At 67.8% G+C, this 26673-nt stretch carries 22 protein-coding genes; 9 read left to right on the top strand and 13 right to left on the bottom strand.

Annotation, left to right across the window (positions count from 1 at the left end):
* Positions 1 to 16: 16 nt before the first annotated feature.
* From ABQZ09_RS09930 to ABQZ09_RS09955, 6 genes are all read right to left on the bottom strand, one after another.
* The gene (locus tag ABQZ09_RS09930) at positions 17 to 715 is read right to left on the bottom strand and encodes a rhomboid family intramembrane serine protease (protein WP_039563949.1); all 699 of its coding nucleotides are present in this window, start codon (positions 713 to 715) and stop codon (positions 17 to 19) included.
* Positions 716 to 756: 41 nt separating this feature from the next.
* Entirely contained in the window at positions 757 to 1164 is a 408-nt protein-coding gene (locus ABQZ09_RS09935; RefSeq protein WP_349776782.1) for an MGMT family protein, read from the bottom strand.
* A 419-nt stretch (positions 1165 to 1583) separates the two neighbouring features.
* Positions 1584 to 2954: a glutathione-disulfide reductase gene (gorA, locus tag ABQZ09_RS09940; RefSeq protein ID WP_228314049.1), complete on the bottom strand. Its 1371-nt coding sequence runs from the start codon at positions 2952 to 2954 to the stop codon at positions 1584 to 1586.
* Positions 2951 to 4201: an NAD(P)/FAD-dependent oxidoreductase gene (locus ABQZ09_RS09945; protein WP_349776783.1), complete on the bottom strand. Its 1251-nt coding sequence runs from the start codon at positions 4199 to 4201 to the stop codon at positions 2951 to 2953. Before ABQZ09_RS09945 ends, gorA begins: the two co-directional genes overlap by 4 nt.
* Positions 4202 to 4207: 6 nt before the next feature.
* Positions 4208 to 5449, bottom strand: a complete 1242-nt coding sequence (locus tag ABQZ09_RS09950) for a DUF418 domain-containing protein (protein WP_349776784.1) — start codon at positions 5447 to 5449, stop codon at positions 4208 to 4210.
* Between the two features lie 233 nt (positions 5450 to 5682).
* Positions 5683 to 6162: an FKBP-type peptidyl-prolyl cis-trans isomerase gene (locus ABQZ09_RS09955; protein ID WP_039406090.1), complete on the bottom strand. Its 480-nt coding sequence runs from the start codon at positions 6160 to 6162 to the stop codon at positions 5683 to 5685.
* A 109-nt stretch (positions 6163 to 6271) separates the two neighbouring features.
* Here ABQZ09_RS09955 and ABQZ09_RS09960 point away from each other — a divergent pair, with 109 nt between their 5' ends.
* Together ABQZ09_RS09960 and ABQZ09_RS09965 are read left to right on the top strand one after the other, a co-directional pair.
* A complete protein-coding gene (locus ABQZ09_RS09960; RefSeq protein ID WP_349776841.1) occupies positions 6272 to 6817 on the top strand; it encodes a C40 family peptidase in 546 nt (181 codons plus the stop codon).
* Positions 6818 to 6926: 109 nt separating this feature from the next.
* On the top strand, positions 6927 to 7676 hold the full coding sequence (locus ABQZ09_RS09965; protein ID WP_184555179.1) for a C40 family peptidase: 750 nt from the start codon (positions 6927 to 6929) through the stop codon (positions 7674 to 7676).
* 221 nt (positions 7677 to 7897) lie between these two features.
* Here ABQZ09_RS09965 and ABQZ09_RS09970 read toward each other — a convergent pair whose 3' ends face one another.
* The 3 genes from ABQZ09_RS09970 to ABQZ09_RS09980 form a co-directional block, all read right to left on the bottom strand.
* The gene (locus ABQZ09_RS09970; RefSeq protein ID WP_349776785.1) at positions 7898 to 8389 is read right to left on the bottom strand and encodes an acyl-CoA thioesterase; all 492 of its coding nucleotides are present in this window, start codon (positions 8387 to 8389) and stop codon (positions 7898 to 7900) included.
* Positions 8390 to 8678: 289 nt separating this feature from the next.
* On the bottom strand, positions 8679 to 9521 hold the full coding sequence (locus ABQZ09_RS09975; RefSeq protein WP_349776786.1) for a class I SAM-dependent methyltransferase: 843 nt from the start codon (positions 9519 to 9521) through the stop codon (positions 8679 to 8681).
* Between the two features lie 9 nt (positions 9522 to 9530).
* On the bottom strand, positions 9531 to 10871 hold the full coding sequence (locus tag ABQZ09_RS09980) for a dicarboxylate/amino acid:cation symporter (protein WP_349776787.1): 1341 nt from the start codon (positions 10869 to 10871) through the stop codon (positions 9531 to 9533).
* Between the two features lie 114 nt (positions 10872 to 10985).
* On the opposite strand from ABQZ09_RS09980, the gene ABQZ09_RS09985 reads away from it, so the two are divergent.
* The 5 genes from ABQZ09_RS09985 to ABQZ09_RS10005 all read left to right on the top strand — a co-directional run bounded on the left by ABQZ09_RS09985 (position 10986) and on the right by ABQZ09_RS10005 (position 17285).
* Complete coding sequence (locus tag ABQZ09_RS09985; RefSeq protein ID WP_349776788.1) at positions 10986 to 12719, top strand: alkaline phosphatase family protein; 1734 nt, start codon at positions 10986 to 10988, stop codon at positions 12717 to 12719.
* A gap of 280 nt (positions 12720 to 12999) precedes the next feature.
* A complete protein-coding gene (gene tilS / locus ABQZ09_RS09990) occupies positions 13000 to 14301 on the top strand; it encodes a tRNA lysidine(34) synthetase TilS (RefSeq protein WP_349776789.1) in 1302 nt (433 codons plus the stop codon).
* A 31-nt stretch (positions 14302 to 14332) separates the two neighbouring features.
* Positions 14333 to 14596 (top strand): exodeoxyribonuclease VII small subunit, encoded by a 264-nt coding sequence (locus tag ABQZ09_RS09995; protein ID WP_039411772.1) that lies wholly within the window; start codon positions 14333 to 14335, stop codon positions 14594 to 14596.
* A gap of 1 nt (position 14597) precedes the next feature.
* The gene (locus ABQZ09_RS10000; RefSeq protein ID WP_349776790.1) at positions 14598 to 15473 is read left to right on the top strand and encodes a polyprenyl synthetase family protein; all 876 of its coding nucleotides are present in this window, start codon (positions 14598 to 14600) and stop codon (positions 15471 to 15473) included.
* Between the two features lie 714 nt (positions 15474 to 16187).
* Positions 16188 to 17285, top strand: a complete 1098-nt coding sequence (locus tag ABQZ09_RS10005; RefSeq protein WP_349776791.1) for a M35 family metalloendopeptidase — start codon at positions 16188 to 16190, stop codon at positions 17283 to 17285.
* Between the two features lie 69 nt (positions 17286 to 17354).
* On the opposite strand, the gene ABQZ09_RS10010 is transcribed toward ABQZ09_RS10005, so the two are convergent.
* Positions 17355 to 17744, bottom strand: a complete 390-nt coding sequence (locus ABQZ09_RS10010) for a DUF4870 domain-containing protein (RefSeq protein WP_039563956.1) — start codon at positions 17742 to 17744, stop codon at positions 17355 to 17357.
* Between the two features lie 227 nt (positions 17745 to 17971).
* Positions 17972 to 19339 carry a metalloprotease PmbA gene (gene pmbA, locus ABQZ09_RS10015; protein ID WP_349776792.1) on the bottom strand — a complete coding sequence of 456 codons (1368 nt, stop codon included), beginning with the start codon at positions 19337 to 19339 and terminating at the stop codon, positions 17972 to 17974.
* Positions 19340 to 19537: 198 nt separating this feature from the next.
* On the opposite strand from pmbA, the gene yjgA reads away from it, so the two are divergent.
* A complete protein-coding gene (gene yjgA / locus ABQZ09_RS10020; protein WP_349776793.1) occupies positions 19538 to 20119 on the top strand; it encodes a ribosome biogenesis factor YjgA in 582 nt (193 codons plus the stop codon).
* Positions 20120 to 20288: 169 nt separating this feature from the next.
* Here the strand turns inward: yjgA and tldD are convergent, their stop codons facing one another.
* A complete protein-coding gene (gene tldD, locus ABQZ09_RS10025; RefSeq protein WP_349776794.1) occupies positions 20289 to 21734 on the bottom strand; it encodes a metalloprotease TldD in 1446 nt (481 codons plus the stop codon).
* 98 nt (positions 21735 to 21832) lie between these two features.
* On the opposite strand from tldD, the gene ABQZ09_RS10030 reads away from it, so the two are divergent.
* Entirely contained in the window at positions 21833 to 22582 is a 750-nt protein-coding gene (locus ABQZ09_RS10030; RefSeq protein ID WP_039411750.1) for a DUF6065 family protein, read from the top strand.
* A 123-nt stretch (positions 22583 to 22705) separates the two neighbouring features.
* Here the strand turns inward: ABQZ09_RS10030 and ABQZ09_RS10035 are convergent, their stop codons facing one another.
* Positions 22706 to 26623 carry a YhdP family protein gene (locus ABQZ09_RS10035; protein WP_349776795.1) on the bottom strand — a complete coding sequence of 1306 codons (3918 nt, stop codon included), beginning with the start codon at positions 26621 to 26623 and terminating at the stop codon, positions 22706 to 22708.
* Positions 26624 to 26673: the final 50 nt, after the last annotated feature.

Raw genomic sequence — 26673 nt, forward strand, 5'->3', positions numbered from 1 at the left:
GATGCGTAGCCCGACCTCAGCGCACCACGCGCAACGGCGGCTTGCGGCCCTTGCCACCGCCCTTGCGGCCGCCGCTGCCACCGAACGGCGGCTGGCCGCGCCAATAGCGGATCATCAGCCAGCCGAACAGCATGCCGCCCAGGTGCGCGAAATGCGCCACGCCCGGCTGCCAGCCGGTCGCGCCCAGGAACAATTCGATCGCGCCAAACACGATCACAAAGGTGCGCGCCTTCATTGGAATCGGCGGGAACAGCAGCATCACGCGCTGGTTCGGGAACAGCATGCCGTAGGCCAGCAACAGCCCGAACACACCGCCCGAGGCCCCCACCACCGGCGCACCGCTCTGGGTGAACCAGGCCATCAGCAACTGGCACACGCCGGCTCCGGCCACGCACACCAGGTAATAGGTGAGAAAGCGCTTCTGGCCCCAGGTCTGTTCCAGCGGCGCACCGAACATGAAAAGCGCCAGCATGTTGAAGAACAGATGGTTGAAACCGCCATGCAGGAAGGCGTAGGTCAGCAACTGCCACGGCATGAAGCTGGCACCGGGCGAAAACGCATCGAAGCCATTGGACAGCGGCCACAGCATCAGCCATGACAGCGTGCTATCGGATGGCAGCATGCCCGCACCCAGGTCGCCCACCGCCCACTGCAGCAGGAACAGGCCGATGTTGGCGATCAATAAGGCTTTGGTGACGGGCGGCAGTTGGGGCATGGCGGCATTCCTTCAGAATGCTGCAGATGATAACGGCAGCCCTATGAAGGCCCCCACACGGCCGCATCCAGCCGCTGTGCGGCACTGGCCCGGCGCACACGGCCCCCCTCCACCTGGACGCCCTCGGCTCGCAGCCGCTGACACTGCTCGCGATGGCCTGCCGAGCCTTCGGGCAGCGCGATCCGGCCGTCACTGCGCACCACGCGGTGCCAGGGCAGCTGCGGGTCGTCATTGCCGCTGAGCACGCGCGCCACCAGCCGCGCACGGCCCGGCAAGCCGGCGCGCTGGGCAACGTCCCCATAACCGGCGACCTCGCCCACGGGAATCGCGCGGATCACCTGGAGAATCCGCAGCCGCGCCTGCTCGCCGGACAGTGACTCACCCTTGGAGGCGGCATGCCCTGCAGAGGTGGCGGATAGATATGGCGTTGAAAAGCGAGATCTGGACATCGCGCAAGCATGCCAGCTGACGGCGGTGCATATGCGCGTGCGGATCGCCCCGTAGGCTAAGAGAAAGTTGCAAGCCCCTCTCCCCCCGGGAGAGGGGTTGGGGTGAGGGTACGGGCGCAGCAAGCAAACCGCTCAGGCAACGCAATATGTCGTCATTCGCCCGATGAGAGTACAACAAGCTTTGAGCATCAGATCGAGCTCGATCAATGAGTCGCTTGTGCTGAGGCCTCTCCCCGCTGGCAGAGGCTTCAATCCTGCTCCCATCGGGACACTGCCCCCATGATGAGAGAGAGGTGGCCCAGTGCCGGATGCGGGTACGGCTGCCACTGGAGATCGCAGTCTGGCATTAAACGTGGCATCGCCTTATGCACCGCCACATGGCAACCAAGCATCGATAGCGACGCCCGCGCCGCCATCCCTCAATGCATCAACACGATCTCTTCCGACGAGGTGGGATGAATCGCCACCGTCTCGTCGAAGTCGCGCTTCGTCGCGCCCATCTTCACCGCAACCGCAAAGCCCTGCAGCATCTCGTCGGCGCTCTCGCCCAGCAGATGCACGCCGACCACGCGCTCCTCCTGGCCTGCGCATACCAGCTTGAACAGGCTGCGCTGCGGCGCATCGGCTAGCGCATGCAGCATCGGGCGGAAGTTGCTGCGATAGACGCGCACCTCGCCGTTGTAGCGTTCGCGTGCCTGCTCCTCGGTCAGCCCGACATGGCCCAGCGGCGGGTGCGAGAACACCACGCTGGGCACGCCGTCGTAGTCCATGCGCGCATCGGGCTGGTTGCCGAACAACCTGTCCATCAGCTTGCGCGCCGCCGCAATCGCCACCGGCGTCAGCCCGACCTTGCCAGCCACATCGCCGATCGCATGAATGTTGGGCACATTGGTGGTCTGCCCGTCGTCCACCACCACCTCGCCCTTGTCGCCGAGCGTCACACCGACGCCATCCAGGCCCAGGCCGGCCGTGTTGGCGCGCCGGCCGATGGCAAAGAACACCTTGTCGAACACGTCGTTGCCTTGCTCGCGCGGATGCGCAGGATGACCATGCACGCGCAGCCCGCCCTGCGCATCGCGCTCCAGACCGGTAGTGGTGAAACCAAAATGCAGGCGTACGCCCAGGTGGCGCAGGTTGTCGGCCAACTGCAGCGTCAACTCCGCATCGAAGCGCTCCAACAGACGATCGCTTTGCACGTACAGGTGCACGCGGCTGCCAAGTGCCTGCAACAGGCCGGCGATTTCCACCGCGATATAGCCACCCCCAACGATCGCCACGTGCGCTGGCGCATGACAGAGGTTGAAGAAATCGTCGGAAACCTCGCCATGCTCGGCGCCGTCCACGCCCGGGCGCAGCGGGTGCGCGCCGGTGGCGATGACGATGTGCTCGGCAGTAACTGGCACGCCGTCGCCACCCAGGATGGTATGACGGTCCTGCAACACGCCGCGCTGCGGGATCAGGACCACGCCATCTTCGTTCAGACGCCGCCGATAACTCGCGTGGATATTGGCGATGTAGCCCTGCCGATGCGTGACCAGCTCCTGCCATGCCAACGCGGGTCGCGGCACATCGAACCCCAGCGCGCCGGCCCGCTCGATCTTGCCGGCCAGATCGGCCGCCAGCCACATCGCTTTTTTCGGCACGCAACCCAGGTTGACGCAGGTCCCGCCCAGCTCTCCGGGCTCCATGATCGCCACGCGCGCACCGTGTTTTGCCGCGCGAAAACCAGCCGCCAGCCCACCGGAACCGCCGCCCAGAATCACCACGTCGTAGTCGTAACGCGCACTCATGCAAATCGCTCCGCCCGGTAGGGATGCGGGTCCAGCGCAGGTGCGCGGCCCGTGATCAGGTCGGCCATCAGTTTTCCGCTTGCAGTGCTCATGCTGATCCCGAGCATGCCATGGCCGGCCGCGAGCCAGACGTGAGGACGCGCCGGCACGGCACCCAGTACCGGCACATCGTCCCAGGTCATCGGTCGCCATCCATACCAGCGTTCGATCACTGCCGGCCCGCATGGCGCATGCAGATATTCGGCGGCCGCACGTTCCAGCGCAGCCAGGCGCGCGGGCGTGAGCTGGGTGTCGTGGCCGGAAAATTCCATCGTGCTGCCGATGCGCAGCCGGTCGCGCCACGGCACCACGAACACCCAGCGATCCTTCAGCACCACCGGGCAGCGCGGCATCAACGGTGGTGCGCTGTAAGTGATCGAATAGCCCTTGCCGGCCTGCACCGGCAGGCGTAGCCCGAGCTGCGCAGCCAACTGCGGCGACCACGGCCCGGTGGCGATCACCACCTCACGTGCGTGCAGCACCGCCGGGTCGGTGTGCACGCAGACACCGGATGCCTCCGGCAGCACGCCATGCACGCGGCAGTGCTCATCGACCACCGCCCCCTGCGCGCGCAGCACCCTGGCCAGTTCCGCGGTGTAGCGTTCCGGGCGCAGATGCGCGTCGCCAGGGAAATGGATCGCACCTGCGATGCCATCGCGAAATGCCGGATCCTGCCGCGCGTAGTCGGCGCCATCGATCACCTGCGTCTGGATGCCCCACTGCGCCAACACCTCGCATTCGGCGCGGTACTGCGCAAAGCGGCGTGCGTCGCCGAACACATAGTCCAGCCCATCGGTCCGGTAGTCGCAGTCCAGCGCGTAACGCTTCACCCAGTCGTCCAGGCGGTGGCGCGCGTCGTGCAGCAAGGCCGCACGGGCATGCGCACTGGCGTGCCAGTCGCGCGCATTGCAGCGCTGTGCGAACCGCAACAGCCAGCGCCACAACGCCGGATCCAGGCGTGGCGGGATGTACAAGGGCGCGTCCGGCGTCAGCATCCATTTCACCGCCTGCGCAATCATGCCCGGCGCCGCCAGCGGTGGCGCATGGCTTGGTGTGATCGTGCCGCAGTTGCCGTGCGAGGTGGCAGCGCCCAACGCACCGGCATCAAGCACGCGCACCTGACGGCCAGCTTCCACGAGCGCCAGCGCAGTGGCCAGGCCGATCGCGCCGGCACCAATCACCACTACGTCCTCGCGCACGGCGTTCACCTGCGGCTACCCGGCCCGGGCGTTGCTGCGCCACATCGGCGGCACGCGCAGGTAGGTCACGCTCCGCCAGACCCATTCCAGTGGCCCGAAGCGGAACCAGCGCAGCCACAGGTGGCTCAGCACCACCTGCGCAGCGAACAGCGCCAGTGCGAACGGCAGTTGCCACACGCGCGGCAATTGCTCGAAGTAGCCCAGCCCGTACCCGTAGAACACCCACGTGCACAGCACCGACTGCAACAGATAATTGCTCAGCGCCATGCGGCCGGCAGGCGCAAGCCACGCCAGACGCGACGCAAAGCGCACTACCCATGCCGCATAGCCCAGGCTCATCAGCGGCCCCGCGATCAACGCCAACGCGAACGCGCCGGACAGGCGCAGCGTCGCACGCGCAGGGTCCATCCATGGTTCCAGCGCGTAGCTGACCACCATGACGGCAAGCCCCAGCGGCACGGCCCCGTAGCGCAACGCGCGAAACAGCTGTGGAAAGCGCTCGGGCGCCGCGATCGCGCCGCTGCGCACGAACCAGCTGCCCAACAGGAACATGCCCAGCATGGCCGGGCCATTGATGCTGAGCCCACTCATCGCCTGGCGCAGGTCATGCCAACGCTGCGCGGTGGCCTGCAGGTAGGTGCCGTGTCCAAACGCGGCGCGCTGCGCCTGCACGTTGGCTGCTGCCTGCTGCGCGGCGTCGGCCATGGCGGTGTTCCAGTCGCTCGCTGCTGCCGGATCGGACTGCATCAGCGCGATCGCACTGCCGTACAGCATCACCAGCGCCGGCGCGCACAGGTACACCAGCGCCGCAAGCCACGGCAACGTCACCGTCGGCAACTTGCGCACACTCAGCAGCAGGACCGCCAGCACGGCATAGGTCACCAGAATGTCACCGGACCACAGCAGCAGCGCATGCGCCAGACCGATCACCAGCAAGCCGGCAGTGCGGCGCAGGTACATGCCGATCAACCCGCGCCCTGCCTGGTCGGCGCGCTGCGCCATCACCGCAAAGCCCATGCCGAACAACATCGAGAACAGGGTGTAGAACTTTCCCTGCACGAACAGATAGACCAGGGCATCGGCGATGCGATCGGCGCCGTGCCAGTGCGGCTCCACGCCGCTCAATGCCAGATCGAGCGGTCCGACGAAGGCCTCGATGTTCATCAGCAGGATGCCGAGCAATGCAAAACCGCGCAGTACGTCCAACACGACGATGCGCTCGGTCGCGGCAATGGGGAGCAGATCGGGTCGGGTCATTGCAACTCAGGCCATCGGGTGCGATGGCATACACCGCACAACGCAAACGGCCCACCTGGAGGGCGGGCCGTCGGAAACGCCGCCGTTACCGGCTGCATCGAGCGTGGCGCAGCGCGTGCCCGCTGGCAAGGAAGCGGCCGCTCCGGCGGCCCGGCACGCACCCGAGGTGCAGACCGAACCCGGAATCCAGCCGTTCACCGCCACCGGCAACGCTGACACCCTGCCCGCGGTGCTTAGTGGTGATGACCGCCGTCACCGTGAACGTGCCCGTGGTCGCGCTCTTCCTGGCTTGCTTCGCGCACTTCGATGATTTCCACATCGAAGTGCAGGTCCTTGCCGGCCATCGGGTGATTGAGGTCGACATCGACCACGCTCATGCCGACCTTCTGCACGGTGACCGCACGCGGGCCGAAGTTGGTCTGCAGCACCACCTGGGTGCCCGGAACCAGCTTGGTGGCACCGAAATGCTTCTTGGGCACGCGCTGGCTCAGGCCTTCGCGGTACTCGCCATAGGCCTCGGTCGCCTTGACGTCCACGCCGAAGCTTTCGCCGGCTTCCTTGTCCATCATGGCCGCTTCCAGGCCGGGGATGATGTTGCCGTGGCCGATCAGGATCGCCAACGGGTCACGCTCCTTGGAGCTCTCGATCGGCTCCTGGCCGATCTCCGAAACGGTGTAGTGGAAGCGGACGACGCTGTCTTTTTCGATCTTCATGCCTGGCTCTGAATGGGCTGCCCGGTGGCAGACGGTTGAGGACGGCTTGTCGGCCGCCGGGTGCGCCGCCATCATGGCGACCTTTCGAACCGCCCATTATCCCGGCTCCATGCATATCACGCCAGTTTTCGCCGCCCGCACCCGTCGCGTCGCGGCCTGTTTGCTGCTGGGCCTGTTCCTGCTGGGCGGATGCGCGCAGCAGCCCCCGGTGCGGCGGCCGGCCGCCGCGCCCCCGCCGCCGCCGCGCGTCTGGCCGCAGGTGGCGCCGGCCAACCCTGCGGCGGCCAACGACATCCTCATGCGTGCATTGGGCCTAGTCGGTACCCCCTACCGATTTGGCGGCAACACACCGGAGACCGGGTTCGACTGCAGCGGGCTGGTCACCTATGTCTACAAGGACGTGGCGGCCGTCATGCTGCCGCGCACCTCGCGCGAGCTGGCTGCGATCCAGGGCCCGCCAATCCCGCCAGAACGGCTCGCCACCGGCGATCTGGTGTTCTTCGGAGCCGGCGGCAGCGTGACCCACGTCGGCATTTACGTGGGTGAAGGTCGCTTCGTGCATGCCCCAACCACCGGCGGTACGGTCCGCTTGGATTTCCTGGATGGCGCCTACTGGCGTGACCATTATTCAGGTTCAAAGCGGGTTTTACACTGAAATGTGATTAACATCACAAGTCATCAAACGGAAAGTTAACTTTTTTTGAACGTAACGATTCGTTCACCAGGGCATCATCCCGCATCGACAGCAGAATTGTGATTCCCGCGTGACGAACGACGAACAGATCAGCCCTGGCGCCGCCCCGCTTCCGCTCCGGAAACCGCTCCGCCTGCTTTGCGCCACCGCCCTTTGGATTGCTGCACTTCCCGCTCTGGCGCAGACCGCCAACAGCGCCTCATCCACTCCGCAGACGACCACGCCAGACAGCGCCGTCGCCGCCGAGAAAGCCGCAACCCGCAGCCGCGCCGACGCCGCTGCCACCGCAACACTGGCCGCGCTGCTTCCGCACCTGGCCGCCAACGACGCCATTCCGCTGATGGACCGCTCGGCGATGTTCGCCGGCGACCTCAGCCGCCTGTTGGCCAACTACGACGTGTCGCAGAGCGCCGCCAACGCTGCGCAGAATGCCGTGGCCGACAGCCGCGTGCAGGTGATCCTGCAACGCGCCATGGCCCTGCTCGGCACCCCCTACGTCTGGGGCGGCGAGTCCACCGAAGGTTTTGATTGCAGTGGCCTGGTTGGCTACGTCTTCAAGACCGCGCTGGGTATCGACCTGCCGCGCGTCTCGCGCGACATTGCCCGCGACGAATCGGCCGAGCTGATCAAGGACCCGAACGCGCTGAAGGCCGGCGACCTGGTGTTTTTCGGCAAGCGTGGCCGCATCGATCATGTCGGCTTGGTGGTCGGCGACGGCAAGTTCCTGCACGCGCCCAGCCGCGGCAAGGACGTGCGTGTGGATTCGCTGGCCAGCGGCTACTGGAGCGAGAAGTTCATCCAGGCACGCCGGGTGCTCTGATTGCCGGTATAGACACTGCGTCGATTGCATGACAAAGGCCGCGGCGATCCGCGGCCTTTTCGTTGCAGTGCCGTGGCACGTTGCAGTCCTGCATCGCCCGCGACCGCTGCGTGGCAACGGGTACACCCGCCGCCGGCTGCACTGCGCGCGCCGGGCCTCACGCTACGTGCGGCATCTTGGGCATGCGTGTACCCCAGCGGCAGCGCGGCCTGCGGTGCCGCTTACCGCGAGGTATCGGCCTGGTAATGGGCCATGGTGTCCTCGATGCCCTTGCTCAGCTCCATCACCTTGAGCGCGTACGCGGCCAGGCGTTGATCCTCTGGCGTATCCGGCCGCCAGGAAGGCACTTCCACCGGCGTGACGCCGTCCGGGTCCATCGCCACGAACACGATGATGCAGTGCGTGCACAGGCGCGAGTCGCCCCCCATCGGGCTGCGCGCACGCACATCGATGGCGAAGTGCATGCTGCTGCGCCCGGTGTAGACCAGCTTGGCCGATACCGCGACCAGGTCGCCGATCCGTACCGGCGCCACGAAGCGGATGCCGCCCACCGCCACGGTCACGCAGTAATGCCCGCTCCAGCCACTGGCCGCCGCGAAGCCGACCTGGTCGATCCACTTCATCACCACGCCGCCATGCACCTTGCCGCCGAAATTGACGTCGCTGGGCTCGGCCAGAAATCGAAATGTCAGATCACGCTGTTGGCCGGTCACCGCCCGCCTCCCTCAATGGATGAGCCGGCAGTGTGCCATGTGGCTGCAACGGCGGGCACGCGTTGCGCGGCAGTGTCCACTGCTCGCAACATTGGGCGACGTTGCCCACGTGCAAGGCGGTAACCTGCGCTGATCCGGCGCGAGCTCTGCAGCCTGCGAGCAGAACCGCAACGCCGGCCACCATTGCGATGTCGACGCGGCACCCACCTGGCTCTCGACGTCCGCAAGCGACGGGCCTGCGCACCGGCCGCCATATCGCAGCCTCGTCCAATGCGGCTTGCAGGCAACGCTAGGCCGTCGCGCGCGCCGCCGCGACGTTGTCCTGCTTGCGAAGGCAGAGCCACGGGAAATGCGGCTGTTGCAGCCCCAGCAGGCGCCGCACCCGCGCACCCAGCCGGCGCGGATCGAACCGCCATTCCACTGCAAATCGGTCAAAGGTGGCGTAGGTGTGCTGGTGATATTGCTCGGCCAATGCAGGCACGCCCAACCCGGTGAAATACCGTATGCTGCGCGCGGCGCTGTCGTTGGCGCGTTGCGAACTTGCGTACAAGGGGCTGTCGAGGATGTGCAGCTCGCCGCCATCGCGCAGCTGCGCCAGCAGGCGCACCAGCAGCGCGCCAGGGTCGGCGAAATACTGGATGCACGCCGGCACCACGATGACGTCGAACACATCCTGCGGCAGTGCCAGGGTGTGGATATCGGCGGCAACGAAACTCAGGCGTTGGTCGTGACCGAACACGCGTGCGGCCTGCGCAAGTTCGGTGCGATTGACGTCGATGCCGCACACGTCGCGTTGCAGCGACTGGGCGAGCCGTTGCGACAGCCAACCATTACCGCAGCCCAGTTCAAGAATGGCGCCTTCGCCTACGCGCGCGCGCAGGTGTTGCACCAGCAAGTCACTGGACAGCGCGCGCACCTGCCATTCCAGGCTGGCGCCGAGCTTGCCGCCGGGGCGCGGCAGGCTGCGGACCTGCGCATCGGTATACAGGCGCCCTTCCTTGCGCCGCACCTGCAGGTAGCGGTCCTCGAACGGATCCGGCGCCAGGCTGCGCTGCACGAACACACCGTCGACCATCTCCAGCTCGGTCACTTGCGCCAGGCGCTCGCGCAGCACGGGAAATCCTGCCGTCATCGAGGGCGCTCAGCGAAGCGGCTTGGCGCTGTCCGCCGGCGGATCTTCCAGCCCCACATTGGTGGAGGCGGACTCGTAGATGGTCTTGTCGAGCAGGCCGGTTTCCTTGGCCACCAGCACCGGCACCAGCATCTGCCCGGTCACGTTGGTCATGGTGCGCATCATGTCCAGGATGCGGTCGATGGCGTACAGGTAGCCGATCACTTCCAATGGCAGGTTGGCCGCGCTCAGCACCACCGTGGCCATGATCACTGCCGTGCCCGGCACGCCGGCGGTGCCGAAGCTGCCCAACACCGAGGCGATCAGCACCACGAAGTACTGGTTGGCGGTCAGCGGTACGCCGGTGTATTGCGCGATGAACACCGCGCACAGCGCCGGGAAGATCGCGCCGCAACCATCCATCTTGATGCTGGCGCCCAACGGCACCGCAAACGCGGCGTAGTCCTTGCTCACGCCCAGGTTATGGGTGATCGAGCGCATCGCCACCGGCATGGCGGCAAAGCTCGACGAACTGACGAAGGCCACCTGCATGCCCGGCGCAGCGCCGCGGAAGAACTTCCACGGGTTGAGCCCATGCACCAGCAACAGGCCGCTGTAGACCACCAGGATATGGATCGCGCAGGCCACATACAGCGCCAGCACGAAACTGCCGAACGGCAACAGCTTGGCGAATCCGTAGCTGCCGACCAGGCTGGCGATCAGGCCGAAGGTGCCGAGCGGGGTCATCTCCAGCACGAAGCGGGTGACCTGGATCATGATGTCGCTCAGTTGCCCGGTCAGCTTGCGCGCCTCGGCCACCCGTTCGCCGAGCTTGACCATCGCAAAGCCCAGCAGCCCGGCAAAGAAGATCACCGGCAGGATCGAGCCGCGCCCGGCCACCAGCACGGTTTCGCCAGCGGCATTGGTCTTGGTGCCGATGCCGGTGAGTGCGTAGAACGGATTGGACGGCACCACGTCCAGCAGCACCTTGATCGGGCTGGGCACATCGCGCGGCTTCCAGGTGGAGTCCACGCTCAGATTGAAGTGGCCGGCGCCCGGCTGCAGCAGCGTGCCCACCGCCAGCCCCACGCCGACGGCCAAGGCCGCGGTGATCACGAACCACAGGAAGGTGCGCCCGCCCAGTGCAGCCACCGATTTCTGCCCGTGCAGCGAGGAGATCGCATTGATCACCGCGAAGAACACCAGCGGCACGGCGATCATCTTGATCAGGGTGACGTACAGATCGCCCAGTGGACCGAACCACACGTCGGCCGCCGGCCCCATGGCCCAGCCAGCCAGCGCGCCCAGGACGAAGCCGGCCACCACGCGCTGCCAGAACGGAATGCGCAACCAGCCCGCAACCAGTCTCATGTCGTCGAATCATCCGGGGGAGAGTGCATGCACCTTATCGCAGGCCCGGCCTGCCCGCGAGGCCACGACTGGAACAGCGGCGTGTCATCTGTGCGACGGACGCGGGCCGGCATAATGGGCGCTGATTCAGCCACGAGTTCGACCCCGATGCGTTACCGCCTGCCTGCCCTCGCCGCCCTCACCACGCTCTGCGTTGCCGCCTGCGCCTCCACTGCCGGACGCAGCGCCTCTGCACCCGCTGCCGTCAACGTGGATGTGCCACCCGTGACCCATCCGGCCGGCGAGACCCCGCAATGGTGGTATCGCTCCGGTGCGGCGCGCGCCGCCGGCAACGGCGCCATGGCCGGCAAGGCGCGCAACGTGATCCTGTTCCTGGGCGATGGCATGAGCCTGACCACCGTGGCGGCTGCACGCATCCTCGATGGCCAACGCAAGGGCGGGCCCGGCGAGGAGAACCTGCTGTCGTGGGAGCAGTTCCCGGCCACCGCCTTCAGCAAGACCTACAACACCGATTCGCAGACGCCGGATTCAGCCGGCACCATGACTTCCATCACCACCGGTGTGAAGTCGCACATGGGCGCGATCGGGGTCAGCAGCGGCAATCGCAGCGACTGCGCCGACAGCTTGAACAAGGGCCTGCTGAGCTGGCTGCAACTGGCCGACAGCGCCGGCATGGCCACCGGCATCGTCACCACCACGCGGCTGACCCATGCAACGCCTGCGGCAACGTATGCGCATTCGCCGGACCGCAACTGGGAAAACGACACCGATCTTCCCGAGTCCGCGCGCACCGCCGGCTGCCAGGACATCGCCCAGCAGCTTTTGTCCACCGCCCGCTACGGACGTGGCCCGCAGGTGGTGCTGGGCGGAGGACGCAGCCAGTTCCAGACCGTGCAGGAGCGCGACCCCGAATACGACGACAAGGTGGGCCTGCGCCTGGACGGCCGCGATCTGGTGGCCGAATGGAAGCAGGCGCATCCGCAGGGCGCGTATGTTTGGAATGAGCAGCAATTGAAAGCGGCAACCGGCGCGCCGGCGCTGCTGGGGCTGTTCGAACCGGACCACATGCAGTTCGACCACGACCGCAACCGCACCCCGCAGGGCGAGCCCAGCCTGACCGAGATGACACGCACCGCGATCCAGTCGCTGTCGCGTGACCCGAACGGGTTCGTGCTGATGGTCGAAGGCGGCCGGATCGATCACGCCAATCACGCCGGCAATGCCTACCGCGCGCTTGATGAAACCGTGTCGCTGTCCGATGCGGTGCGCGCTGCCGTGCAGACCGCGCCGCCGGACACGCTGATCATCGTCACCGCCGACCATTCGCACACGCTCAACTTCGTCGGCTACCCGGTGCGCGGCAATCCGATTCTGGGCAAGGTGCGCGGCACCGGCGGCGAAGAAGGCGACCGCACCCAGCTGGCCACCGACCTGGCCGGCCAGCCCTACACCACGCTCAGCTATGCCAACGGCCCGGGCTATACCGGCGCCAGCAACGCGCAGCCGGCCGGCCCCAAGAAGTACCCGCACGAACCCAGCAACAGCGAGCCGGCCGCCGGCCGCCCGGACCTGACCCACGTCGACACCGAGGCGCCCAGCTACATGCAGGAGTCGCTGGTGCCGACCAAGTCCGAAAGCCATGGCGGCGAAGACGTCGGCATCTGGGCTACCGGCCCGGGCAGCGCGGCTTTCCGCGGCACCCTGGAGGAGAACGTGATCTACCACGTCATCGTGCAGGCCACCCCGCGCCTGCGCGCGCGCCTGTGCAAGGCCGGTACCTGCAACAGCGCCGGCGTGCCGGTGGAGCTGCCCAAGCCGGCCACGTTCGAGGCGGCGGCCACGCGTTGATGGGCGGCTTGCGGCGCGATGACGGCCGGTGGGCCGGCGACCAGCCTCACCTTGCCGGCGTGTCTGACGCATCAACGGACGGCGGTGGGCATGACGCGCAGCGGCCTGGGCGACTGGCTGCATCGGCTTGTGCTTGCCGATGCGCGGCAGACCGCGATGGCCATGGCACCGCCATGTGCGCGGGCCAGGCGGTGCGATCCACACCCGCCTGGCACACCGCTGCTTCGCAGACACCGGCAGCTCGCGTGCGACGCGGCGTTCGGCCTTCGGTGAGCACCCGGTGACCGACGCCACCACATTGCTGCCCGCCACTCCCCCCGGCCCGGTGGTGATCGCCTACAGCGGCGGCATGGATTCGGCGGTCTTGCTGCACGCGCTGGCTGCGATTCCGGCCTACCGTGCGCGCGGCCTGCGGGCGCTGCACGTGCACCACGGCCTGCATGCCGACGCCGATGCCTGGGCGCTGCATTGCCAGCACACCTGCGCGGCGCTGCAGGTGCCGCTGCGCATCGTGCAGGTGCAGGTCGCGCGCGACAGCGGGCTGGGCCTGGAGGCGGCCGCGCGCCAGGCCCGCCATGCCGCCTTTGCCGAAAGCCTTGCGCCCGGCGAATGGTTGGCACTGGCCCACCACCGCGACGACCAGGCCGAGACCTTCCTGCTGCGCGCACTGCGCGCCTCCGGCCCGGATGGCTTGGGTGCCATGCGCGCGCAGCGGCGCTTCGCCGACGGCATGGCGTGGCGCCCGTTGCTGACGCGGGCACGCGCCGACCTGCAGGCGTATGCACAGGTGCACCGGTTGCACTGGATCGAAGACCCGAGCAATGCCGATGCGCGCTACGACCGCAATTTCCTGCGGACCCGTGTGCTGCCGTTGCTGCAGCAACGCTGGCCGCAGGCGGCCGACGCACTGGCGCGCAGCGCGCAGCTGAGTGCCGACGCCGGTGAGCTGCTGCTGCACGAGGACCTGAGACTGCTGCCTGATATGCAGACGGCCACGGGCGCCCTGGACCTGCAGCTGCTGCGCGCACAGCCCGCGGCACGCCGGCCGCGGTTGCTGCGCGCATGGGCAAGCGCAGCCGGCGCGCCACCGCTGCCCGCCCACGGCGTGGCAGTCCTGGAGCAGGAGATCGAGCACCACGCCGCCGACCGGCAGGCCTGTTTTGCGTGGCAGCAGGTCGAAGTGCGCCGTTGGCGGCACCGTCTCTACCTGCGCCGCCCGTCCGTCCCATGGCCGGCGCACTGGTCTGCGCCATGGGACGGCGCGCAGCCGCTCTGCCTGCCCGATGGCGCGCAGCTGCAGCTGCTGGGCGCGCAGGGGCTGCGCTTTGCGCAACCGCTGCTGGTGCGTGGCCGACACGGTGGCGAGCGCATCGTGCTGCCGCAGCGCGCGCATTCGCATCGGCTCAAGCATCTGCTGCAGGCCTCGGATCTGCCGCCGTGGGAGCGCGATCGCCTGCCGATCCTGTGGGCTGGCGACCAGGTCCTGGCCGCGGGCGATTGCATCGTCTCGGCCACGTTGAGCCACTGGTTGCAGGCCAATGCAGCGCGTCTGGTCTGGCGCGCGGACACCACGGCGAATTGACCCGCCTGCGCGCGCGCCGCACACTTTAGCGATGGCCAAGAAGTCCTTGAACGAAACATCCCCGGTTGCCCGCTTCGAACAGTCGCTGGAAGAACTCGAGCAACTGGTGCAGAAAATGGAAGTCGGCGACCTGAGCCTGGAGCAATCGCTCACCGCCTACGAACGTGGCATCGGCTTGTACCGCGATTGCCAGCAGGCGCTGGAACAGGCCGAACTGCGCGTGCGATTGCTGACCGACCCCGCCCGCCCCGAGCTTGCCGAAGCGTTCGAGCCGCCGTCGCTGGACGGCGGCTGAGGTGAGTTCCGCGCTGTTCGAACACTGGGTCGCCCGTACCGAACGCAGCCTCGAAGCCGGCCTGCCGGATGCCGCACTGGCGCCGCAGCGGCTGCACGCCGCGATGCGGCACGCCGTGCTCGGCGGCGGCAAACGCATGCGCCCGCTGCTGGTGTATGCCAGCGGCGCATTGTTCGGCGCCGAGGAAGACCTGCTGGACACACCGGCGGTGGCCGTGGAGCTGATCCACGCCTACTCGCTGGTGCACGACGACCTGCCGGCGATGGACGACGACGCGTTGCGCCGCGGCCAGCCCACCGTGCATATCGCCTTCGACGAAGCAACCGCCATCCTGGCCGGCGATGCATTGCAGACCCGCGCCTTCGAGCTGCTGGCCGCCGCACCTGTCAGTGCCGAGCTGCGTGTGGGCTGGCTGCAGAGCCTGTCCACTGCTGCCGGTGCTGCCGGCATGTGCGGGGGCCAGGCACTGGATATCGATGCCACCGGCCAGCTGCAATCGCTGCACGCCTTGCAGCGCATGCATGCGCTCAAGACCGGTGCCCTGATCCGCGCGGCGGTGCGCATGGGCGCGCTGGCCGGCAATGCCGGCGCGGCCGACCAGCAGCGCGTGGACGACTTTGCCGACGCACTGGGCCTGGCCTTCCAGGTCCGCGACGACATCCTGGATGTGGAATCGAGCTCGGCGCAGCTGGGCAAGACCGCCGGCAAGGACGCCGCACAGTCCAAGTCCACCTACCCTGCCTTGCTTGGCATGGACGGCGCCAAGTCCAAATTGGCGGAGCTGGCGACGCGCATGCACGACATCCTGCAGCCCTATGGCCAGCCGGGCGACACCCTGGCCAGCCTGGGTCGGTTCGCGGTAGACCGCGCGCACTGAAGCACCTCGCCACGGCCACTGTCGTCAGCCAGGCGACGGTGGTGCCCGACCACACTCCTCACATTGGACAGTTGTGCTCGGCCGGGAGAGACGGTGCGCCGAAGCGCTGCTCGTTCACTGCGTTACCGACAGACGCAGAGCACCGCTGCGCCGGCGCCACGAGCCAGCGCTGGCGCATACAAGCGGGTCAACGCACGCAGGGGCTGCCCGGTGCATCGGCACGACCCGACGCCGGTGGCTGCGACATGGCCGGCCGACCTGCTCGCGGTTGCCGTCGAGCATCGCAGTGACGCTTGGGTGCATTCCAACACGGCGCCGAAGCAGGCGGCCCGCCACGCATGTCGCCGACTTCCGGCATCCCGCTGGCAGCCGGGCTGATCGGCTCGCACTGACGAAGGCGACCCAATCTGCGCACTCCGTGCGCCAGCGCACGGTTGCAGCCGTGAGGGCGATCAAGCGACCGGAGAAGAAGGTCACAAAATGAAACTTTTATCACCGAGGTTTGTGTCAGCCGCTGACACACGCCCAGCCTCAAGAGACGACGGACATCACGCTTTATTCCTGAATAATCGACATCAGCAGCAATCTACTTTGACTTCTGGATCGTCTGTCATCAGAAATATCGCTAATTGAATGACTTGTCGCGCCCGCTCGCGCTACCTAGGTTTGGCGGGCCCGCACTCGCAGGCATCCCCCGACCAAGGAGAGTCACTGGTGAAAAATGTTTTTCTCGCATCGTTTGCAGCAGGCACGCTCGCCGTTGTCGGTGTGCTCGGTTCGGCGCAGGCGCAGTCCGTGCGCGGCCCGGTTCCGTTGACCATCGAACTGTCGCCAGTGGCCGATCAGGCTGGCCGTCATCAAGGCAAGATCGCCGTCACCGTCACCAACAACGGCAGCCAGATCGCACGCGTGCCGACCTATCAGCTGCCGCTGAAGTCGCTGGACAACGGCATTCTGGAAGTGCGCCGCGATGGTACGCCGGTGGACTACACCGGGCGCCTGGTCAAGCGCGGCCTGCCCAAGGCGGCCGACTTCACCATCCTGCAGCCGGGCCAGAGCGTGAAAGGTGAGGTCGATCTGGCCGGCGCCTACGACCTGTCCACCAGCGGCAACTACACCATCCAGGTGCGCTCCACCCTGCAGTACGCCTCGCTGTCCGACGGCAGCCTGATGAAAGCCGCCAACGGCCTGCCCGCGGTGGCCACCAGCACCCCGCTGACCGTGTGGCTGGACGGCGCACGCCGCGGCGTGCAGCGCCAGCTCGCAGTCGGCCCGACCGCCGTGGTCAACGGCATCAACTACCTCAACTGCAGCACCACCCGCACCAACCAGGCCGCCAGTGCCGTCACTGCCGCGCGCAACTACTCGCAAAACTCGCGCAACTACCTCAATGCGGGCAGCACTGGCGCGCGTTACACCACCTGGTTCGGCGCCTATAACGCCTCGCGCTACAGCCGGGTCAGCTCCAACTTCGTCAACATCGACAACGCGCTGGACCAGAACAACGGCCAGCTGACGATCAACTGCAGCTGCGAAGCGGATCTGGCGGACGCCTTCGCCTACGTCTATCCGAACCAGCCGTACGAGATCCATGTCTGCAACGCGTTCTGGAGCGCGTCTACCACCGGCACCGACTCCAAGGCGGGCACGCTGGTGCACGAGACCAGCCACTTCACCGTGGTGGCCGGTACCCAGGACCGCGTTTATGGCCAGTCTGGCGCGCGCAGCCTGGCCCAGAGTAATCCTGCCCAGGCCATCACCAATGCCGACAGCCACGAGTACTTTGCCGAGAACACCCCGGCGCAGAACTGATCGCGTCACCGTCTGAAACGACAAAGGCCCGGCAGCGATGCCGGGCCTTTGCTGTTCGCACCGCGCCGATTACTTGATCAGGCGCAGCGCGAACGGGTAACGGTAATGCTCGCCGTTATTGGCCTTGACCGCGGCCAGGATGCAGAACACCAGGTTGGCCACCCAGACCAGCGTCGGCACGAAAAACAGGATGCCGAACGAGACGATGGTCAGGATCACCGCCAGGACATAGGCAATGATCACGGTGATCTGGAAATTCAGCGCTTCCTTGGCCTGGTCGGTGGCGAACGGCTTGGACGGGCTGGCGTCCTTGCTGATCAGCCAGATCACCAACGCACCGATGAAGGACGTCAGGATGCCGAGCAGATGCGCAGCCAGCGCCAGGGTGCGTTCTTCGGACGGCGTGCTGGTGCCGATCGGCGGCGGTGGCGGTGCGGTGTGGGTGTCGAATTCGCTCATATGTTTCCCCGAACATGATTGTGGTGCGGCGGACTATAACAACGATTCAGCCAGCCACCAGTGCGGGAAGACATGGTCTCTCACGGCAGCCAGGTCCGGTCCGTGCAGCGCGCACCACCCGAACCCGACGTCCCCACCCACCACTTGCGAGACAGGCGCCTGCATGATTCAGGCGTCACTGCGCCCGAGCGCAGGCGGCGCAGTGATCCAACGGAGGAACGCCTAGCTCAGCTATCGCCCGCCACGGTCATACGGTTGATCAGCACCGAGCCGATCTTGACGTGCGAGCGCGGGTCGACATCGCTACCCACCGCTTCGATACCGGCGAACATCTCGCGCAGGTTGCCGGCGATGGTGAGCCCGTCCACCGGATAGGCGATGGCGCCGTTCTCGATCCAGAAGCCGCCGGCGCCGCGCGAGTAATCGCCGGTCACCGGGTTGACGCCGTTGCCCATCAGCTCGGTCACCAACAGCCCGCGCGACAAGCCGCCGATCAGCGAGGCCAGATCGCCGGCGTTGGCGCTGACCTGCAGGTTATGCACGCCGCCGGCGTTGGCGGTGGTCTGCAGACCCAGCTTGCGGGCCGAATAGCTGCCCAGCACGTAGCGCTGCAGCACACCGTCGGTGATCAGCGCCGACTGCCGCGTGGCCACGCCTTCGCCATCGAACGCGGCCGAACGCAGCCCGCGGCGCAGATGCGGCAGCTCTTCGATGTTGAACCAGTCCGGGAACAGCCTGGTGCCGACGCTGTCGAGCAGGAAGCTGGCGCGGCGATACAGCGCGCCACCGGACACCGCACCGAGCAGATGGCCGACCAGCGAACGCGCCACCTCCGGCGCAAACAGCACCGGCAACTGCCCGGTGGGCAGGGAGCGCGGCTGCAGACGCGCCAGGGTGCGCTCGGCAGCGTGGCGGCCAATGGCCTCCGGCGCTTCGAGGTCCTCGCGCGCCAGGGCACTGCTGTACCAGCCGTCGCGCTGCATGCCGTCGCCCTGCCCGGCAATCAACGCGCAGCTGATCGAATGATGGGTGCCGCGTTCGCGGCCGATGAACCCATGCGAGTTGGCGTAGACGGACAGGCTGAGCCCGGTGCTGGCCGAGGCGCCGTCGGAGTTGCTGATGCGCGCGTCCGCGTCGCGTCCGGCGCTTTCGCAGGCCAGGGCCAGATCCACCGCAGTGTCGGCGTCCAGCGCCCACGGGTGCCAGCTGTCGAGATCGGGGAACTCGCGCGCCATCAGCTCCGGATCGGCCAGGCCGGCGGCCACGTCGTCTTCGGTGTAGCGCGCGATGGCACAGGCCTGCGCGACGGTGGCTTCCAGGCTGGACTCCTGCAGGTCGGCGGTGCTGGCACTGCCCTTGCGCTTGCCGAAGTAGACGGTCACTGCAATGCCGCGGTCGCGGGTGGATTCGACCGTTTCCACCTCGCCCAGGCGCACGTTGACGTCCAGGCCGCGCTCTTCGCTACAGCTCACTTCGGCCTGGGTGGCGCCGGCTGCACGGGCGCGCTCGAGCAGGCGCTGCGAGATATTGGTCAATGCGTCCAAACGCTGCAGGCTGTCGTCGGCGACACGGGTTTCGGAGGAGAGTGCGTTCAATGCTTTATCCTTTGGATGCGGATCCGTCCGCGAAAGCCCGACCATCCATGTCGGACTGTCTGAATTTGGATGCGGATCCGTCCGCGAAAGCTCGGCCATCCATGGCCGGAGTGTCTGAATTGGGTGCGGAGTCTTCCGCCGGAGTCCGGCCGTTCGTGGCCGGAAAGTCAACTAACCAAGTTTCGGGATGTAGTGGCAATGCGCGGACGTGATGAAGAGACCGGTGAATTTCGCGGCGCCAGCCGCAGCCAGCAGCGGCGCGAGGCGCTGGAAATCTTCGACCTGGGCGAAAAGCTGGTGGCGCTGACCCCGGCGCAGCTGGCCAAGCTGCCGGTGCCCGAGTCGCTGATCCCGCATATCGAAGAAAGCAAGCGCATCACCTCACACATCGCCCACAAGCGACAGCTGGCGTTTCTGGCCAAGCACATGCGCCGCGAGGACGACGAAACCCTGGCCGCGATCCGCGATGCGCTGGACGCCAACAGCGACACCGCGCGCCGCGAGGTGGCCGCGATCCACCGGGTCGAGCGTTGGCGCGAGCGCCTGCTCGCCGAAGGCGACGTCGCGCTGGCCGAACTGCTGGAAGCCTACCCGGCCGCCGACCGCCAGCAACTGCGCCAGCTGGTGCGCAACGCGATCCACGAACGCGCCAAGAACAAACCCCCGCGTGCGTACCGCGAACTGTTCCAGGTGCTGCGCGAGCTGTCTCAAGAGCAGGGATTGGAGAGTGGGGATTCGGGATTGGACGACGACGAATGGGCGTCGGAAGGCGACGAATAAGGATCTGCCCGATCCATCAATCGAGGCAATGGCCATCCCGGCCGTTGCCACTCCCAAATCCCGACTCCCGATTCCCGTCTGCTGAACCGGCAAACCGCAAACGCCCGACGCACTGCTCTGCGCTCCTGCCGTTGCGAATCCCGAATCCCGAATCCCAAATCCCCGCATCTCAGGCCTGCGTCCCACCAACCGTAATGCCGTCGATCAACAGCGACGGCTGGCCGACACCCACCGGCACGCTCTGCCCGTCCTTGCCACACACGCCCACGCCTTCGTCCAGCGCCAGATCGTTGCCGATCATGCGTACCTTCTGCATGGTCTCCGGGCCGTTGCCGATCAAGGTGGCGCCCTTGACCGGCGCGGTGACCTTGCCGTCTTCGATCAGGTAGGCCTCGGTGGCCGAGAACACGTACTTGCCGCTGGTGATGTCGACCTGGCCGCCGCCGAAGTTCACCGCATAGATGCCCTTCTTGACCGAGCGGATCATCTCTTCCGGGTCGTGCTGGCCGGCGCGCATGTAGGTATTGGTCATGCGCGGCATGGTCAGGTGCGCGAACGATTCGCGGCGGCCATTGCCGGTGGGCGCCACGCCCATCAGGCGCGCGTTGTGGCTGTCCTGCATGTAGCCCACCAGCACGCCGTCTTCGATCAGCGTGGTGCACTGGCTGGGCGTGCCTTCGTCGTCGATGTTGAGCGAGCCGCGGCGTCCGTCCAGCGTGCCGTCGTCGACGATGGTCACGCCTGGCGACGCCACGCGCTCGCCGATGCGACCGGCGTAGACGCTGGTGCCCTTGCGATTGAAGTCGCCTTCCAGCCCGTGGCCCACCGCCTCGTGCAACAGCACGCCGGGCCAGCCGGGGCCGAGCACCACCGGCATCACGCCGGCCGGCGCCGGTATCGCCTCCAGGTTGACCAGCGCCTGGCGCAGCGCTTCGCGCGCAAACCCTTCCGGGCGGCCCTCGGCAAACAGCTCGGCGTAGCCATACCGGCCACCGCCGCCGGAATAACCGGATTCGCGGCGGCCGTTGTGCTCGACGATCACCTGCACGTTCAGGCGTACCAGCGGGCGCACGTCTGCGGCCAGCACGCCATCGCTGCGGGCGATCAACACCGTGTCCACGCCGCCGGACAGGCTCACCATCACCTGCTTGACGCGCGGGTCGGCGGCGCGCAGGTACTGGTCGATGCGGCGCAGCAGCTCCACCTTGGTGGCGCTGTCCATGTCGTCGATCGGATCGGTGGCCGGGTACAACGCCCGGCCATTGCCACGCACCAGCGCGCGCGTGGACTGCGCACCGCCGTCGCGCGAGATCGCACGGGCCGACTGCGCCGCTTCCAGCAAGGTCTCGCGCTGGATGTCGTCGGAATACGCAAACCCGGTCTTTTCGCCGGCAATGGCGCGCACGCCCACGCCCTGTTCGATGGAATGCGCGCCGTCCTTGACGATGCCGTCCTCCACGCTCCAGCTCTCGCGCCGAGAATGCTGGAAATACAGATCGCCGAAGTCGATGCCCGGCCCCAGCAGGGCGCCGAAGGTGCGGTCAAGATGGCCGGCATCCAGGCCGGAAGGAAGCAGCAGCCGGGTTTCGGCCAGAGTGAGTGCGTGATCGGTCATGCGGTCAGGATGGGGCCCGCGCGCCGGGGAGACAAGTCGTTCGGCTGAACATGCGGCGCCGCTATCATCGCCGCCAGCTCGTTATCGATCGCCCGCGCATGAAGCTCATCGCCCACGTTCTGGACGGCCACACGCTGGACATCCGCCCCGCCCCGCATGAGCGCGCGTGGATGGATGCCACCGACCAGCGCTACGCCTACCGTTGCCTGCCGCTGGCGATCGCCAATGCGCACGGCTGGGAGCTGCTGTGCCAGTCCGGTTTTGACGCCGAGTGGGACGGCGGCGATGCGCTGGCGGCAATCACCATCAACGCTGATCCAGAGACGGTCGCGCCGGCGATCAGCCACTTCGGTTATGGCGTGCTGACCTTCCATGTGCCCTGCCTGTTCCGCACCGACACCGGCATCGACCTGTTCGTCACCGGCCCGTTGAACCGGCCCAAGGACGGCATCGGCGCGTTGAGCGGCCTGGTGGAAACCGACTGGAGCCCGCACACCTTCACCATGAACTGGCGCTTCACCCGGCCCGGGCGGGTGCGCTTCGAAGCGGGCGAGCCGTTCTGCCATCTGTTCCCGCTGCAGCGGCAGTTGATCGAGCAGGTGCAGCCGCAATGGAAGCCGCTTTCCGAAGCGCCGCAGCTGGCGCAGCAACATGCCGACTGGACCCACAGCCGTACGCGCTTTCTGGATGCACTGCCGGATGCGCAATCGGCGGCGGCGCGTGAAAAATGGCAACGCGGCTACTTTCTGGGCGTGCCCGCGCCTGGGCAACCGCCGGCGCCTGGGCACCGCTCGCGGCTGCGCCTGCCGATGTTCAGCCGCGCCGACAGCGATAGCCCCGCCGAATAAATGCGGCAATGCGTCAGCATGCATGGCTTGCCGGCTGGCGCGTACTGCATTTGATGGACGCGCGGATTGAGGGCCTGGAACAATCAGCACCGATCCTCGCCGACGCTGACGCAATCGAGCGCGTCAGCGTGGCGACCGACCGGGGGTGCCTGGGGTTGTCGTTGGCGCAGCCGGTTTGCCCGGCGCACGCTCGCGCACGTCGCGTTCGACCACATCCACCTGCGGGTCCTTCCATGGGCCGGTGACGTGGTAGGTCTTGGCACCGATCGCACCCAGCGGTTTGCCGAGCACCGCGTTGGCGGCCGCGCCCACCGCCGCGCCGACCGGGCCGCCAGCCACGGCGCCGACCACGGTCAGCAGATTGCCGGCCTTGGGGTTGACGTCCACGGTCTGGTCGAAGGTCTGCGCGCGCAGGTCGGTCTGCCCACGGATGGCGATATCCGCCGCCGGGCCGGCGATGCGGATGGCGTCGGTACGCGCGAAGCCTTCGCCAAAGCGCACCTCGCCGTCCAGCGTATTGAAGGCCAGCCCCTTGGAGAAGAAATCGCGGAAGTCGAACATCAGCCGGCGCGGCAGCTGCGCCACGCTGAGCAGGCCCAGCACGCGCCCGGCGCCCGGCTCCACTTCCAGCAGCTGGCCATTGCGGACATCGACCTTGAGGTTGCCGTCCAGCGAGCCGAGCGCAAAGCCGGTCGGCGAGCCCTGCCAGCCGGCATTGAGTTCCAGCTGGCCCTCGCCCCCGCGCAGCTGGCCGCCCAGGGTGAGGTTCTGCAACAGATTGCCGAGATTGCGGCTGTCCACCCGCGCCGACAGCCGCGTGCTGGCCGCCTCGCCCTTGCCGCGCCAGGCGCCGGTCAGGCCGATGCTCTGGTCCTCCGAGCGCAGCTGCAGCTGATCGACCTGCATGCCATCAGTGAGCCGGCTGCTGCGCAGGGTGGCCGCGCCGAAGGTCATCTTGCCCACGCGCAGGTCATCGATATCCAGCGCCAGCGGCGGGATCGACACCGGGTCGAACTCGGCCACCGCCCGTCGCGCCGGCTCTGGCAAGGCACCGGCCAGCGGGTCGCCGGGCTCCGGCGCCGCAGGCTCGGGGGCCTCGGTCACCGGCTGCCAGCGCACAGTGCCGAGCTTGCCCTGCACGGTGCCGCCGTCGGCATTGGGCACGGTCAGCTGGCCGGCCAGCGAGGGGCCATCCAGCGTCACCGCCACTGCATCGCGGGTCGGCCGCAACCGCAGCCGCGTCTGCGGAAACACGCCGCCGATCATCAGCAACCTGTCTGCCTGCACGTCGACCTGCTGCAGGGGAACGGCATCTTTTTTGGGTGTGGCCGGCTGGCCCGGCAGCGGCGGCATGTCTGCAGCGCTGCTGCCGCGCGCCAGGCTGATCCAGTCGATCGCATCCAGCGAGGCGGTGCGGCCGGTCACCACCAACCCGTTCGCGGGCGGGCGCTCGCTCACCGTGTCGGTGCCCATCACCACGCGCACGCCGGTCTGCTCGCCGTGACTGCTGGCCTTGAGCGCCACCAGCTTGCCGAACGCCACATCGATATCGCCATCGCCCACCGGCAGCGCCACCTTGACCTGGGTATCCAGCGGCCGGGCGGCGGGTTTGTCCAGCGGCGCGGGCAGGTCCAGGGTGGTGCCCACCAACTCGGACCGCAGCGTCAGCATGGCCTGCGCATCCGGCTGGCCGGGCGTCGGCAGGGGCACATCCACCCCCACCTGCCATGGCGCGCTGCCATGCACGTAGGGGCGCAGCCACTCCATCTGCGGTGCGCGGTCGAACAACTCCTTGGCATCCAGGGTGGCACCCAGCCGCGCCTCGAACGCCTGCCCGGGGTCCTGCACGAAGCCACCGGCGCGCAGCGCCAGCGTGCCGCTGCGGCCCTGGTGCTGCACGCTCAGCTGCTCGGCCGCAAAGCCGCTGTCGCGATACTCGGCCTGGCCACTGACCTGGTCGAAGGCCAGGTTCCAGCGCGCGTCGGCCAGCCTGGCACCCTGCAGTGCCACCGTGCCCTGCAGGTGACCGCCCACCCCGTGGGTGCGTAACGGCCGCAGCAGATCGAAGCTCACCGCCGCCGGGCCGGACACCGTGAGATTGCGCAAGGTGTCGCCGTAGCGGCGCTCCAACGGGCTCTTGCGCAGCATGCCCAACAGCTGCGCGGCATCGGCCTGGGTGGAGGCGCGCACGTACAGCTCGGAGGTGGTGAAGCTGGGGATGCCGGCCTCCAGTTGCCTGATCGGGGTGCCGGCCAGATCGCCGCTGCCCTGCAAGGAGAATCCGTTGGCGACGAAGCGCAGGTCGGCCTGCACCTTTTCCATCGCCGGCCAGTCCGGCTGGAAGCGGATCACGCCATCGCGGATGTGCCCAAACGCCTCGAAGCGCCCGTCGTTGTTGTCGAACGGCCACTCGTCCAGATCGCCGCTGACCAGGCCGGTGCCGCCGGTAACGACACCGCCGGCCACGGCCATGTCCAGCCAGTCGATGGCGGCCTTGCTCATCTTGGAGCGGATCCAGAACTTGCGCGCTACCGGCAGGGCGACATCGTCCAGCTGCGCGGCCAGCTGCATGCGTGGGCGGCTACCGTCGTTCTGGAACCACAAGCCGCCGCGCACGTTGGCGCCGTATTCCCTGGCCTGCACACGCAGCGCGGGCGTGGCCACCTGCCAGCCTGCGCCGTCGCGCCAGCCGACGATCTTGCCGGCCAGCTGAATCTCGTGGACCACGCCAAAGCCGGTAGGCCAGTCGAAGCGCACCGTGGCGTCGGGCGCGGTGTCCAGCTCGCCGCCCTGCGCATCGCCGTCGACGCGGCCGCGCAGGCCGCTGATGCCGGGGGAATTGCCCACCGGCAGAAACCCGAGTTCTTCGATCTGCCCCTGCGCGCGCACCGGCCCGCCCTGCTCGCCGGCGATCTGCACATCGGCCACCCGCAGTTGCGGTTTGGACAAGGTCAGCCAGCGCCGTAGTGCGGGCGACAGCCGGTCGCTCAGCGCGGCTGCGGCGATCAGGCCGGAGACATCCGCCTTGCCGACGGCCACCGCATAGCGGCGCCCACCGGCGATGCTCAGCCCGTCCAGCTGCTGCACGGTGCCGGCCTGGCCCAGCCGCAACCGGGGCGCGTCCAGTCGCCAGCCGCCATCGATGGTCTGCCAGCGCGCGCGCGCCTGCAGCCGCTCCCAATGCAGCGTGCGGCGCGCGGTCTCCTCCGCCAGCGGTGCGCCGGACAGCGCGAGCTGGGTGAGGTCCGCATCCACGGTGACGCCGGTGATCCGGCGCGCGCGCAACTGCGCCCAGGCTCGCACGCGTCCGCTACCGCCTTCCACCCGCAGGCCACCAACGGTGAGCAGCGACGTCCAGGCAGCCAGATCGGCCGGGTCGGCCTGTGCATAGACGCTGCCATCGCCGCTGTCGCGGTCGAACGCCAGCACGCCGGTCAACGGCGCGCGCTTGAGATCGATCCAGCTCCGGCTGCCGACCCGGACGGTCGAGCCATTGACGCGCAGGCGCAGGTCGATGCGCGGCAGGGTGGCGTCCAGGCCGATCGAGGGCGCGGCGACGCGCAGGCGCGCCTCGGCCAGCTGGATCTCGCCCAGCCGGCGCAGGGCCTCCAGCGGATCGGAGCGTCGGGCGCTCGGCAGGCCCTGCACCGACCACACGCCGTCGTCACTGCGCTGCAGGGTCAGCGCCAGCCCGCGCAGCCGCACTTCGGTCAGCGACTGCCCGGGCAGCAGGCCCGCATACATGGCCAGCAGAATCTCGGCCTGCCCCACGCGCACTTCGCCGTGCGGGCCGATCCGCAGGCCGTCCAGCCGCAGCAACGGCCCGCGCCGGGTCCACTCGGTATCGAGATGATCGAAGGCGATCTGCTGCCCGGCCCGCTGGCTCAGCCACGCGGCAATCTGCTGCGGATGCTCCTCGGCCAGCGGCAAGGCCTGACTGGCCGCGCCCACCAACAACGCGACCGCCACCACCGCCAGCGCAACGGCAGTGATCGCATAACGGCGGAAAAGTCGCAGACGGCGGCGCAGCGGGGTGGGCATCAGAGGCGGGGATTGGGCATTGGAGATTGGGGATTGGTCAAAGCAAGGCC

This window comes from Xanthomonas sp. WHRI 6106, assembly GCF_040202405.1.
Taxonomy (GTDB): domain Bacteria; phylum Pseudomonadota; class Gammaproteobacteria; order Xanthomonadales; family Xanthomonadaceae; genus Xanthomonas; species Xanthomonas cannabis.